The 12027-nt window shown below is 70.4% G+C and carries 11 protein-coding genes; 9 read left to right on the top strand and 2 right to left on the bottom strand.

Annotated elements, in window-relative coordinates; genetic code table 11:
- Positions 1-197 precede the first annotated feature (197 nt).
- The 3 genes from UA75_RS28850 to UA75_RS28860 all read left to right on the top strand — a co-directional run bounded on the left by UA75_RS28850 (position 198) and on the right by UA75_RS28860 (position 3176).
- The gene (locus tag UA75_RS28850; RefSeq protein ID WP_075744335.1) at positions 198-836 is read left to right on the top strand and encodes an O-methyltransferase; all 639 of its coding nucleotides are present in this window, start codon (positions 198-200) and stop codon (positions 834-836) included.
- A 374-nt stretch (positions 837-1210) separates the two neighbouring features.
- Complete coding sequence (locus UA75_RS28855) at positions 1211-2233, top strand: hypothetical protein (protein ID WP_075742915.1); 1023 nt, start codon at positions 1211-1213, stop codon at positions 2231-2233.
- A gap of 97 nt (positions 2234-2330) precedes the next feature.
- Positions 2331-3176 (top strand): helix-turn-helix domain-containing protein, encoded by an 846-nt coding sequence (locus UA75_RS28860; protein WP_257787612.1) that lies wholly within the window; start codon positions 2331-2333, stop codon positions 3174-3176.
- 145 nt (positions 3177-3321) lie between these two features.
- On the opposite strand, the gene UA75_RS28865 is transcribed toward UA75_RS28860, so the two are convergent.
- A complete protein-coding gene (locus tag UA75_RS28865; RefSeq protein WP_075742917.1) occupies positions 3322-5100 on the bottom strand; it encodes a M14 family zinc carboxypeptidase in 1779 nt (592 codons plus the stop codon).
- A 208-nt stretch (positions 5101-5308) separates the two neighbouring features.
- On the opposite strand from UA75_RS28865, the gene UA75_RS28870 reads away from it, so the two are divergent.
- The 6 genes from UA75_RS28870 to UA75_RS28895 all read left to right on the top strand — a co-directional run bounded on the left by UA75_RS28870 (position 5309) and on the right by UA75_RS28895 (position 11422).
- A complete protein-coding gene (locus UA75_RS28870) occupies positions 5309-5620 on the top strand; it encodes a hypothetical protein (RefSeq protein ID WP_083683749.1) in 312 nt (103 codons plus the stop codon).
- Positions 5621-5917: 297 nt separating this feature from the next.
- Positions 5918-6169, top strand: coding sequence for a hypothetical protein (locus tag UA75_RS28875; protein ID WP_075742918.1), 252 nt, complete (start codon positions 5918-5920; stop codon positions 6167-6169).
- Between the two features lie 76 nt (positions 6170-6245).
- Positions 6246-9092 carry an FtsK/SpoIIIE domain-containing protein gene (locus UA75_RS28880; protein WP_075744337.1) on the top strand — a complete coding sequence of 949 codons (2847 nt, stop codon included), beginning with the start codon at positions 6246-6248 and terminating at the stop codon, positions 9090-9092.
- Complete coding sequence (locus UA75_RS28885; RefSeq protein ID WP_075742919.1) at positions 9085-9474, top strand: hypothetical protein; 390 nt, start codon at positions 9085-9087, stop codon at positions 9472-9474. Before UA75_RS28880 ends, UA75_RS28885 begins: the two co-directional genes overlap by 8 nt.
- Positions 9475-9541: 67 nt before the next feature.
- A complete protein-coding gene (locus UA75_RS28890) occupies positions 9542-10339 on the top strand; it encodes a GNAT family N-acetyltransferase (RefSeq protein WP_198042869.1) in 798 nt (265 codons plus the stop codon).
- A gap of 75 nt (positions 10340-10414) precedes the next feature.
- Complete coding sequence (locus UA75_RS28895; protein ID WP_075742921.1) at positions 10415-11422, top strand: NADP-dependent oxidoreductase; 1008 nt, start codon at positions 10415-10417, stop codon at positions 11420-11422.
- Positions 11423-11694: 272 nt separating this feature from the next.
- Here UA75_RS28895 and UA75_RS28900 read toward each other — a convergent pair whose 3' ends face one another.
- Positions 11695-11907: a hypothetical protein gene (locus UA75_RS28900; protein ID WP_075742922.1), complete on the bottom strand. Its 213-nt coding sequence runs from the start codon at positions 11905-11907 to the stop codon at positions 11695-11697.
- Positions 11908-12027: the final 120 nt, after the last annotated feature.

Raw genomic sequence — 12027 nt, forward strand, 5'->3', positions numbered from 1 at the left:
CTCCGCAGCAGGCAATCGAGGCGCGCCGGGAGCCGCCCCTGCCGGAACCCCCGCAGCGCGGCGTCTGCCTCGCTGCCCGAGCCGTCGCACGCCCGCCGAATCGAGCACGACGCCTGCGTCCCGACGTATCGTCGACGGCGCGATCCGACCGCCGAGGGCAGGGGGGCGGGCGCGACGGCGGGAACGAGGATGTGCTGATGACGGAGCCGAACGGCGACACCGATTTCTGGGCGGACCGATTCTGGGCCGAGGACGAACTGCTGACCGCGCTGCGAGCCGACATCGCGGCCCGCGCGCCGAAGATCCAGATCCAGGCCGAGGCGGGCGCGGCGCTGACCACTCTGCTGATGGCCGCAGGCGCCCGGCGAGTGCTGGAGATCGGCACGCTGTTCGGCTACAGCGGCGTGTGGATCGGCCGGGCGCTGCCTGCGGACGGCACGCTGGACACCCTGGAGCTCTCCCCCGCGCATGCCGAAGCCGCCCGAGAGTGGTTCGAACGGGCCGGGCTCGGCTCGAAGGTCACCGTGCACGTCGGCGCGGCCCTCGACACGCTGGGCACGCTCACCGGCCCGTACGACGCCGTGTTCATCGACGCGGACAAGACCGAGTACCCGGACTACCTCGATCGGTGCCTGCCGCTGCTGCGCCCCGGCGGCCTGCTGATCGCCGACAACCTGTTCCGTCGAGGGGCCGTGGCCGCCTCGACCGGCGAAGGGGTCGACGAGCGGGCGGCCGCCGTACGGGTCTTCGCGGAGCGGATCGCGGGCGACCCCCGGCTCCAGTCCACAGTGCTGCCGCTGGGCGACGGACTCTCGGTGAGCGTCCTCCGGGGATGACGCCTGGTCGAATGATCGGTCGCCGTCACCCACGCAGCCGTCCGGTCGCCCCACGATTCTCTTGAGAACGGTTCTTCGATCCCTGGCTTTCGGAGTTGCGCGGGGCCGACGCGGCGATCTGCGGCGTTGTCGTCGGTCACCATGGCTCCGCCATGGCTCTCTCCTCCGCCTGGCAGCTCATTCACGCCGATCCCCGCTCACGACTCCAGAGGGACCGAAGACAGGCTCTAACAGCCCAGCTCGACGCACGATGCCACGTCGAATGATTACCGTCCATGATCGAAGTTCACCCGAAAGAGTGGGATCACACTGCGATTACCCCTTGGCCGGTGCGGTTCCGGTGGCCGGTAGTGGTGGGGGAGAATCCTGGTCCAATGGGCGAGGACCGATTCGAACTGCTCATCACCGTGGTGGTCGGCGTCGAGGACGACCGGCGGGCTCGTGCGGCCTGCCAGGGCCTGCTGTCCCTGGTCGGCGGCCGGATCGTCGAGTCAGGAGACTGCTCGGCCGAGGAGCCGGGCTGCTGGTCGGTCACGATCCGCAGACCGGCGGACGTGACGGCGGGCGACGACGAGAGCGTCACCCTGAGCCGGGCGATCCGCCGGTTCCTGCGCCGACTCGGTCCCGAGTACGGCACCAGTCGGGTCTCCTGCGAGCCGCCGACGGCCTGGACCGTCCTGGACGATCCCGAACTGCTCGGCGCCATCGTGCCCTCGGGCGAACGGCTGCTGGTGGAGGCGTGGTCCGATGACAGCGCGCTGCCCGACGTCGAGCCGGACCGTCCTGCGGACTCCGAGGCCGGGTTCGGCTTCCCCAGCGTCGACCAGGACGAGACGCCTGCGGTCGCATCGACGGTGCGGCTGCGCGTGGAGGTCCAGGCCGAGCGGCAGGCGGGCGCCCATTGGCAGGCCCGCGCCGTGGCGAGCAGGCTGGCGAGCAGGGCGACGATCCTGCGCACCGAGTCGGCCGACGGGCGGACTTTCGCGGTGACCATGGACCTCGGCAGCAGGCCGGGTCCGCCGGACGAGGTCGCCCGCGAGGCCGCGGCGACCCTGGGCAAGTCGGGCTGGTCCCGACTCCGCGTGGCCGGCGAGTCGACGATCACGGAGTGGGCGGCGGCCTCTCCCGGTCGCAACGGACTCCTCGGTCTGCGGCTCGCGGCACGACAGCTCACCGAGTCGGATGCCGACGACCTGGCGGACGCCGACGGCGTCGACGAACAGTCCGACGACTTCTCGACGGCAGAGGGTGGTCGACGTCCGGCGGCGGAGTCGGCGGAGGCGACGCGGGGAGGCCGGGCGGGCTCGTCGACGCCGTCGAAGGCAGAGCTGCTGTCGGTCGAGCATCGACGGTCGCTGCCACGAGACGAACAGCGCTGGTCGTGGTGGTCGCAGTGAGCAGCGGCGGTCCGCGTCCGCCTGCGTGGGCGGTGTCCGCGCCCGCTTATTGATCATGGTCGTCTGGCGTGATCGACAGCGGACTATCGTGCGCGCCATGAAAGGGCGACCGACGATCCGACACCGGAGACTGTGTGCACGGCTTCACCGGATGCGGAATGACACCGGCATCGAGATCGAGCAGGTCATGGCGGAGATGGGCTGGTCACGCAGCACGGCGCGGCGGAAGGAGAACGGGACGACGTCGTTGAGCGTCACCGAGGTCCGTGCGCTCTGCGCTCTCTACCGGGCCACTGCGGAGCAGGAGGCCGTCCTGGTGGGGATCGCCGCGAGACTCGGCGAGCCCGACTGGTGGCAGCCCTATGCGGCAGGCGCCACGGGCGCCTTCCGGGACTTCCTCGAACTGGAATCGGACGCCAGCGAAGTCCGGAATTTCGAGATCGACGTCGTTCCCGGCCTGTTGCAGACCGAGGGCTACGTCCGGGCGCTGGTGGAGTCGTGGATTCCGCGGGTCCCCGAGGCGACGGCACACGCGAGGATCTCCCTGCGCCTGGCGCGCAGACAGCGCCTCCTGACCGGACCGTCGACCCTCTGGGCAATCATGGACGAGGCGGCGCTGCGCCCGCGCATCGTGACGGGCCGAGCCTGGCAAGAGCAGACGGCGGCCCTGCTGGAGTTCGCCGATCATCCGAACATCACCCTTCAGGTGCTGCCGTTCTCGGCGGGACCGCATCCCGCGATCGGGAGCCCCTTCGCGTGGCTGGGTCTGCCTGCGCCCGACCCCGGCGTGGTCCTGCTGGACAACGTCGCAGGCAGTGTCGCCGTCGAGGACGCCGCGGAGGTGCAACGGTTCCGCAACGCCTTCGACCACCTGCGGGCGATGGCGCTGGCTCCGTCCGACACGCGGTCCTTCCTCTCGACCGCCCTGAGAGCCTGTCCTTGATCCCCCTGGAGTCGTGAGCGGGGATCAGCGTGGATGAGCTGAGGCGGAGGAAAGAAACATGACGGAGTTATGTTGACTGACGACAACGCCGCAGATCGCCGCGCCTGCCCCGCGCAACAGGAAAGTGGGGATTAAAGACACGCTCTCAGGAGCCCGCCAGCCACGCCGAGGTGACCGGGCCCCAGTTCCCGTCGGCGTCCTGGGCTCGGACGTGGATCGGATGCCTCCCGGCGGGCAGCCCGGCGATGCTGATGACACCGCCCAGCTCCACCTCGGCGCCGGAGCCCTGCACCCCGATGGGCTGCGGAGTGCCGCCCGCCCACGGCGGCGCGTCCAGGTAGACCTCGGCGGCCACCACGTCCTGCGCGGCCGGTCGGTCGACGCCGACCTCCCCGTAGGCGTCGTCGTCGGCCGTGGCGTGGACCGAGGCCCACCAGCCCAGCGCCCTCGTGCTCGTCACCTCCGACACCGTCGGCCCCAGCGAGAGCGCGTAGGGCTGCCGCGCCGTCTTCGCCGCGTACAGCAGCGCGTCCCGATTGAGATCCCAGAACATGTCCTGGCACGAGTAGGCCGCGTGGAATCCGGGACATCCCGAGGCCGAGGAGCCGATCTCGAAGGTGTAGGAGGCGATGCCCAGGGTGTCGTAGGTCCAGTCGTCGGTGGCCCCGGTGACCGCGTAGAGCACCTCGGGCGGCTGGCCGGTGGTGTAGCCGTTGAAGTGGCTGAGCCGGAAGCCCAGCGACCGCAGTCCCGCGTCGTTGGGCGCCTGCTGTGCCGCGTCGTGCCCCCAGGGGAAGAGCACCAGATCGCCGGTGGAGTGCAGGGTGATCATGGTGCCGGTGGTGGTCTGCGGCGCGGCGTCGTCCTCGCCGGGACCACGCTGGTCGGGAAAGAGGCTCTCGATCAGCGTGGCGAGCTGGTCGGTCTCCGGTTCGGAGTTGCCCGCCGGGCCGGGATAGGTCTGTCCACAGGGGTTCGGGCTGGTGCCGACGCCGCCCCAGCGGGTGTCCCAGTTGCGATTCAGGTCGATGCCGTCGTGATTGGACGACCAGGAGCTGCCCGTCCCGCACTCCGCGACGTTGTTGGCGTGGTCGACGTTCTTGCGCTGCCAGGCCGGGCTGCTCGACCCGAGGCCGACCTCCTCGATGCCGTCCTCGACGACGGTGACGCCGTCGGGATTGATCTGCGGGACCACCCAGATCTCGGTGCCTGCGAGCAGCGTGGTGATCTCGGCGTCCCGTCGATGACCGTCGAGGAGCTCGGTGATGAACCGCCAGGTGAGCTCGCTGGTCGTGAGTTCTCGCGCGTGGATCTGACCCAGCAGCAGGAACCTCGGCCTCGGCGAGTCCGGGTCCAGGGCACAGTGATCGGCCGCGTCGGCGGTGATGCACAGCGCGGTGAGTTCGTGGCCCGTCGACCAGTCCTGCTGTCGCCGCCACGAGTCGCCGTACTCGACCTTGCGGACCAGGTCCGGATAGGCGGCGGCGACATCGTCGGCGAACCGCTGATGACCGGCGACGGTCCGGTAGCCGCCGTAGAACGTCGGATACTCCCGGCCGCCAAGTCGGTCGGGCAGCGGATGCTCGCCCTCCGAAAGCGGCAGTGCGGCAGGCGCGGCAGGATCGGTCCGAATCGGCTCGAGGCCCGTCGCCGCCAGCTCGTCGGCGTCCTCGGCGACGCCGAGGACGACCAGGTGATCGCCCTCGCGCCCGACCACCTCGAAGCCCTCGTGAGCGAGCCGCTCGGCGAGGGCGGTGTGCGACTGGTCGCCGACCGGCACCTGAAGGAGCAGCATCTGATCCCCGACCCCCGGCTGGTCGACGGCGGAGTCCGCCACGGCGACGGCGGCAGGGGTGGTGGCGAGAGAGACGGCCGCCGCGAGGAGCAGCAGCCCGATCCGTTGTCGGTGAACACGTCTGGCCATGGGCATCTGCACCGCCTGAGACGAGTACGAAGAAGACGGACACTGAATTCTCTGCACGGGTCGCGCACACCGGCAAGACGCCATTCCGCTGCACCTGACTAGGGATCTCTCGGCCAGGCGTGGAAAGCACGGGCGGCAGGCGTGCCGAACGACGGTGATGTTCCTTGCATGGCCGAGGTGATCACCCACTAACCTCGAACACACACGCGTGGCGACGATCGTCGGACGCGACTTCGGCAGTGATGTGGAGGCAGGGGGCATGGCAGGCATCGAAGAGGTTCGGGCGAGCGTGGCACTGGCCAACGAGAGGGTCAATCAGGCACTCGCCGCAGTGGCGTCAGCCGTCGAGGCGACGCAGGACGCACATTCCATCTTCTCCTCGGCGACGCAGGGCAGTGCCCAGGTCGCGGTGCCACAGGGCCTCGGGATGTTGACGCAGGCAGGCGAGAACCTCACCGCCGCCAACGGGAATCTCAACGGCTGGGTGGGGTTCGCCGACGAGTACGTCTCACGGCTCTAAGAGCCTGTCTTTGACCCTGCTTTCGGAGTTGCGCGAGGCAGGCGCGGCGATCTGCGGCGTTGTCGTCGGTCACCATGGCTCCCTCCTGTCGCCTGGCAGCTCAGCCACGCTGAGCCCTCGCTCACGGCTCGAGAGGGATCAGAGACAGACTCTCGAAGACTCGTTCGGAGTCGTCAGGGCATCGAGCAGCTGCGGCATGGCGGCGCGGTACGAATCTGACCCGCAGGGCGTCGATGCCCCGGGACAGGCACGGCGGACACGGCAGTGATCGAGTAGTGGTCGGAAGGTGACGCGGAGATGTCGAGTGTCGAGGACGTGCGTGCCGCGCTGGAGCAGGTCAAGGACGAGATCAACCGGGCACGGCTGAGCACGGCCACGGCCCTGCGTCTGGTCGAGGAGGCCCTGGCCATCGTGGCCGAGGTCGAGTCGGATCACCACGAGACGATCACCCCGCCGGAGGCGAGCCGCGCCAGAGGAGACCTCGATCGGACCCTCGAGTCGCTGACGGGTTCGGAACAGGCGGTGGATGCGGTGCTCAGCCGGCTGTGATGATCGCAAGTAACGTTGATCTCGACAGGCCGGTGGTCACCGAGCCGACCAGGGAGAGGCGTCACGAGGTGTGCTGGTGAACAGGCGAGACGAGCGACGACGTCGCATCACGGAGTCCTTCGAGGAGTTTCGGCTGGCCGTGGCTCGCGCCCTCGGAGTCGCGGTCCGGCAGCACACCGCCGCTCAGCAGATTCACGCCGAACGCATCTTCGAGCTGTGGCTGCGGGACGCGGGTATCGATCGTGCGCTGGTGGACCCGGAGCTGGCCGTCGGGCTGCGCAATCCGGCGCTGGAGACCGTGGTGCAACGAGCCACGAACGATCGAGACGCGCACTTCGCCGACTGGACGGGCACCGTGCCAGGGGAGCTGGCGAGCCTGGTGGCCCGGTCGGCCCCGGGCTCGGCCTCCGAGCCGTATCCGGAGTGGCTCGGTTCGCCGGGCAGACGCGACGGCAGTGTCGGCGACGGCGGTGTTCCCGAGCTCTGGCGCATCGGCACGGCCGTGATGGACAGCGCCCCGGTCCCGGAGCCGTTCCCGGTCGCAGTGCCGCTCCTGGACGGCGCGCATCTGCACATCACGTCGTCACCGGAGTCCAGAGTCGACGCCGAGAACCTGGTGGAGACGCTGCTGCTGCGCGTGCTCAGCCACTTCCAGCCCGGTCTGGTGCAGGTGCACGTCTGGGACGTCGGCGCGCTCACCGGATCGCTGCCGGGCCTGTACCCGCTGACCAGGGCGGGCCTGCTGACCGTGCACGACCCGGCCCGGCTGCATGACCTGCTCGACGAGTTCGCCGAGCACATCCGGCGCATTCACACCAGCGTGCTCGTCGACGGCAGACGCTCGATCGGGGCGCTGCACTCGGAGACCGGCAGACGCCCGGAGCCGTGGCGGGTCGCGGTGCTCTTCGGCAATCGCACGGCACTGCGCGAGGAGCATCAGCAGAAGCTCCAGCGCATCGCGCGCAACGGGCTCTCCTGCGGTGTGCAGCTCATCATCGTCGACCTGCCGATCACCGTGAACAGCGCCGTGGAGACGCTCCGGCTCCACGACGATCAGACGGCCCGATGCAGCATGACCGGGCCGCATGCCACGGTCTACCTCGATCCGGCGCTGCCGAGGGAACTCGTGCCTCGGGCCTGCAATGCGATCGCCGACGAGCTGCTCACCCGACGCAGCCGGGTCTCCAGCTTCGACGACCTGCTGCCCAACGAGCCGTGGACCTACCACTCCGCCACCGGGCTCCAGACGCCGATCGGCTACGCCGACGGCGACCCGGTGTACGTGTCACTGGGCGACGCCTCGCCGCACGCCCTCATCGGCGGGCCGAGCGGCTCCGGCAAGACGAACTTCCTCTATGCGATGCTCGGCGGGCTCGCCGCGCGGTACTCGCCCCACGAGCTGGAGTTCTACGTCCTGGACTTCAAGGAGGGCGTGTCGTTCGCGCAGTTCGCCCCCGGCCGTCGCGACCCGAGCTGGCTGCCGCACGCGCGGCTGGTGGGGGTGAACGTCAACGAGGATCGCGAGTTCGGCGTGGCCCTGCTGCGCTACCTCTCCGACGAGATGCGACGCAGGGCCGAGCGCGCCAAGCAGCACGAGGTGACCAAGCTGGAGGAGCTGCGCGCCGAGGACCCGACGGGCCGGTGGCCTCGGATCGTCGCGGTGATCGACGAGTTCCAGTATCTGTTCGCCGCCAGAGACGAGGTGACCAGCATGGCCGCCGCCCTGTTGGAGGACGTCGCACGGCGGGGCCGGTCGCAGGGCATCCACCTGGTGCTGTCCAGCCAGGACGTCTCCGGCATCGAGGTGTTCTGGGGCAAGCCCGCGATCTTCGAGCAGTTCACCGTGCGCATCGCGCTCCCGAAGGCGCGCCGGGTGCTCACGGAGGTCAATCAGGCCGCGATGGAGATCCCGCGCAGGCACGCGGTGATCAACCACGACTCCGGCGTCCCGCACGGCAACGAGGTGGCCCGCATCCCGGACTCCACGGCGCGCGGCACCGCCGATCGGCTACAGGCCGATCTGTGGCAGCGCAGGCCCCCGGAGCTGACCGAGCCTCGGCTCTTCGACGGCAGCAACACCCCGAAGCTGCGCACGCTGCCGGACTTCACCCGGTTGGCCGCGCCCGCGACCGGGTCCCGACACGTCCCGGTCGCCCTGCTGGGCCAGGTCATCGACATGGCGGGCAGCGGCGCGGTCGTACCGTTGGCGGCCAGTCCCGGCCGCAACATCGCGGTGCTGGGCTCGGTGCAGCGCGATGCGAGCGCGGTGCTCACCGCGGCGGCGCTGTCCCTGGCCAGGCAGCACAAGGCGGGGACGGTGCGCTTCACGGTGGCGTCGCTGGTGGAGGGCTCGGAGCAGGCGGCGGAGAGCCTGCACGGCGAGCTGAAGGATCTCGAACACCGTGCCGAGATCAAGTATCTCGTGGATGCCAGGGACCTGATCGACGCCACGGCCGACGAGTTGAAGGCCAGACTCTCCGATGAACCGCCCGCCGAAGACGAGAAGAAGCTTCCGCACTACCTGCTGCTGTTCGGCGTCGACTCGGCGCACCCTCGGCTGGAGGATCGCGACACAAAGAAGGCCCGCACCGGTCTGGACAGCCTCCGGCTGGTGCTCAAGCACGGACCGGAACTCCAGACCCATGTGATCGGCTGGTGGCGCAGTACCGGCAGACTCAAGAGCGCACTGGCGATGGGCGGGTTGGAGGACATCGGGGCGTGGGTGGCGTTCGACGTGCACGGGCAGGAGCTCGGCAGCCTGGCCGCGAACCAGGTGATCACCTGGTCGCCTCGGCCTCGACGCGGCCTGTTCTTCGACCGCTTCCATCATTCCCGGCCGCAGGTCGTCATTCCCTGCGACGCGGGCGAACGAGAGACCCCCGGCCCGATCCCCTCGCCCGACCCACGGAGTGACGATGACTGAGTTCGGCTCGGCAGGCGAGCGGTACAAGGAGCTCTGCGGGACGGCCACCGGAGCACTGGCCGCGATGCGCGCACAGGATCAACGACTCGCGGCAGAGCTGCGCGAGTCCGTGGCCGAGGCGCGCGACGACGTGCTGCGCGCCGCCGACCGGGAGCGGGTCACCCGGCTCATCGTGCGACTGCGGTGGGAGGCTGCGGTGGAGGCCCTGTGGGATCAGCGCTGGCTGACCATGACGCCGCTGCCCAGACCGGCGGCGGTGGCACTCGCCTACGACCTCGACGACTGCGAACGGGACATCGACCGGGCCTTCGATCGGCTGGACGAGGCTCTGCGCCGCCGAGGCCTGCTCGACCTGCCGATGCTGACCCGTCGTCGGTCCTGACCGGAGGGCGTGTGGCCTTGCACCCAACTTCTAGAGCTGAAAGCCCCCACAGCGGATGATCCGGCGCGTGCACGAATTGTTCGGCCCCGACGAGGTGGCCGCCTCGACAGACAGCCTGCTGGTCCAGTGGGCCTCGCAGGTGCTGCTGCCGACCCATCCCCACGGCAGAGGCCGGGCCTACCGACTCGGCGACGCGGTGGCCGTCGTGGCACCTCGGCTGAACCGGGACGATCGGATCGTGGTGGACGGGCCGGAACGCGACGTCGCGGAGCTGCTCATCTCCGCCTGGGAACGGCACGGCCCCGACTATCGGCCCCTGCTGTGGACCGACCTGGCCGACGCACCGCTGCTCGCCGGGTTCAGCGAGGCGGGCCGAGCCGACTTCGGCTGGATGGAGCTCAGCAGGCGGGGAACACCGGTGGAGACGCATCGGGCGCGCTGGCTGCGGGACGACGAGATCGACGAGGCCGACGAGCTGGTCCGGCGGAGCAATCCGGACGCCTTCGTACTGCCCTCCGGTCCGGAGCGAAGCCGATGGGCGGGCTGGCACAACACGAAGGGCCGGTTGGTGTCGGTCGGCGGCAACGCGTGGAGCGGGCCGACGGTCGGCTTCCTCGGCGGCGTCGCGACCGAGCCGCACTATCGGGGCCGAGGCGCGTCGACGGCGGTGTGCGGCTTCATCCGCGACTCGCTGATCGCCGAGTACGGCCGAGCGACTCTGATGGTCGATCAACAGAATATGGCGGCGATTCGCGTCTATCGACGGCTCGGCTTCGACTATCGCCGGGTGACCGCGTTATGGGCGGTCGCCAGTCGGGCACGGAGGTCACCGGAGAAGACCGCCGATCCAGCCCGACAGCGGTGAGCCCGCGGACCCGCTCGCTCACCCCGCCGCCCTCCCGTCACCGTCACAGCCGCCAAGCGTGAGGAGCTGGTCGTCATGACCGCGTCGAACTCCAGGGAGATCCGACTCGCCGCCCGTCCGGTCGGCTGGCCGGTCGCGGAGGACTTCGACCTCGTCGAGGTGCCGATCCCGGCCCCCGGACCGGGCCAGGTGTTGATCCGCAACCTGGCGATGAGCGTCGACCCGGCCATGCGCGGTCGGATGAACGACGTCGAGTCCTATGCGCCGCCCTTCGAGATCGGGGCGCCGATGCAAGGCCTGGCCGTCGGCGAGGTGGTGATGTCGGACACCGAGTCGGTGCGCACCGGTGACCTCGTCCTGCACAACCTCGGCTGGCGGGAGCACGCGGTCGTCGACGCCCGGCACACCACCCGGGTAGACCCCGATCTCGCGCCGCCGAGCGCATACCTCGGCGTGCTGGGCATGCCCGGCCTGACGGCGTATGCCGGGATGTTGGAGGTGGCGGCGTTGGCGGTGGGCGACGTCGTCTTCGTGTCCGGCGCGGCGGGCGCCGTCGGCTCCGTGGCAGGCCAGGTGGCCAGGCTCAAGGGCGCGGCCAGGGTCATCGGCAGCGCGGGCTCTCCCGAGAAGGTGCGGTACCTGACCGGGGAGCTCGGCTTCGACGCCGCCTTCGACTACAAGGACGGGCCGGTGGCCGACCAGCTCCGCGCCGCCGCGCCCGAGGGCATCGATGTGTACTTCGACAACGTCGGCGGCGAGCACCTGGAGGCCGCCATCGGCGCGATGCGGCGCAACGGCCGCATCGCGATGTGCGGCGGGATCTCCGGATACAACGCGACCGAGCCGCCGCCCGGCCCCCGCAACCTGCTGCGCTTCGTCGCCCGTCGGCTGACCATGCGCGGCTTCCTGGTCATCGATCACGCCGACCTTCGTCCCGAGTTCCTGCGCGAGGTCGGCGGCTGGGTGCGCGACGGCAGCCTCCGGTACCGGGAGACCGTCGTCGAGGGGCTGGAGAACGCCCCTGCCGCGCTCATCGGGATGATGCGAGGGGAGAACATGGGCAAGATGGTCGTCACCCTCTGACGGGGTCTCGGCAGGAGCGTGCGCGGCCTCCCGGCGGCTTCGACTCGGCAGGCGGGCAGAGTCAGCCGGGGGGTGGCGCCAGCCGGGGCAGAGCAGCCTGGCTCGGCAGCGATCTCGCACGGCCGCCGCCAGCCTGCGCGGTCGGCAAGGCATCGGGGCAGGCCAGCCGGACTGAGGGCCTGCGCCGTCGCAGCCGCCGGGCCGACGGCGCGGGGCTGCACAGGGAGTCGCCCCGCCGAACCGGGCCGATCGGCTCGACGCCTCGCATTCGGTCACTCCCCGGAGGACGGAACGCTGCCTCCGGTCGCGGGCCCGGCCGTCTCCGTCTCGGGCGCCCAGACGTGCCATCCGTCGTCGTAGTGCGGGCATCGGCGGGCTACCAGGCAGCCGTCGGCGACCCGGACCAGCGCATTGGCGGTGCCCTCGTCGAGCAGGGCCCGGTGCGAGCACGGTTCGCATCGGTCCGCCTCGCTGTACATCGTCATCCCGCTCTCCTCCCAGTGGCGAGTAGGCATCTCGGTGTCGCCGCACGCCTGCGGCGGCCGGGCCCGACGGGCAGGTCCGGATACACGCCCCAGGGTGCGGCGTCCCAGCTCGTCCGGCAA

Origin of the sequence: Actinoalloteichus sp. GBA129-24 (assembly GCF_001941645.1) — a bacterium.
GTDB classification, from domain to species: domain Bacteria; phylum Actinomycetota; class Actinomycetes; order Mycobacteriales; family Pseudonocardiaceae; genus Actinoalloteichus_A; species Actinoalloteichus_A fjordicus.

Excerpts from the sequence above, each read along its gene's own strand:
- UA75_RS28850 (WP_075744335.1), top strand. The coding sequence starts at position 198 with ATGACGGAGCCGAACGGCGACACCGATTTCTGGGCGGACCGATTCTGG.
- UA75_RS28855 (WP_075742915.1), top strand. The coding sequence starts at position 1,211 with ATGGGCGAGGACCGATTCGAACTGCTCATCACCGTGGTGGTCGGCGTC.
- UA75_RS28860 (WP_257787612.1), top strand. The coding sequence starts at position 2,331 with ATGAAAGGGCGACCGACGATCCGACACCGGAGACTGTGTGCACGGCTT.
- UA75_RS28865 (WP_075742917.1), bottom strand. The coding sequence starts at position 5,100 with ATGGCCAGACGTGTTCACCGACAACGGATCGGGCTGCTGCTCCTCGCG.
- UA75_RS28875 (WP_075742918.1), top strand. The coding sequence starts at position 5,918 with ATGTCGAGTGTCGAGGACGTGCGTGCCGCGCTGGAGCAGGTCAAGGAC.
- UA75_RS28885 (WP_075742919.1), top strand. The coding sequence starts at position 9,085 with ATGACTGAGTTCGGCTCGGCAGGCGAGCGGTACAAGGAGCTCTGCGGG.
- UA75_RS28895 (WP_075742921.1), top strand. The coding sequence starts at position 10,415 with ATGACCGCGTCGAACTCCAGGGAGATCCGACTCGCCGCCCGTCCGGTC.
- UA75_RS28900 (WP_075742922.1), bottom strand. The coding sequence starts at position 11,907 with ATGACGATGTACAGCGAGGCGGACCGATGCGAACCGTGCTCGCACCGG.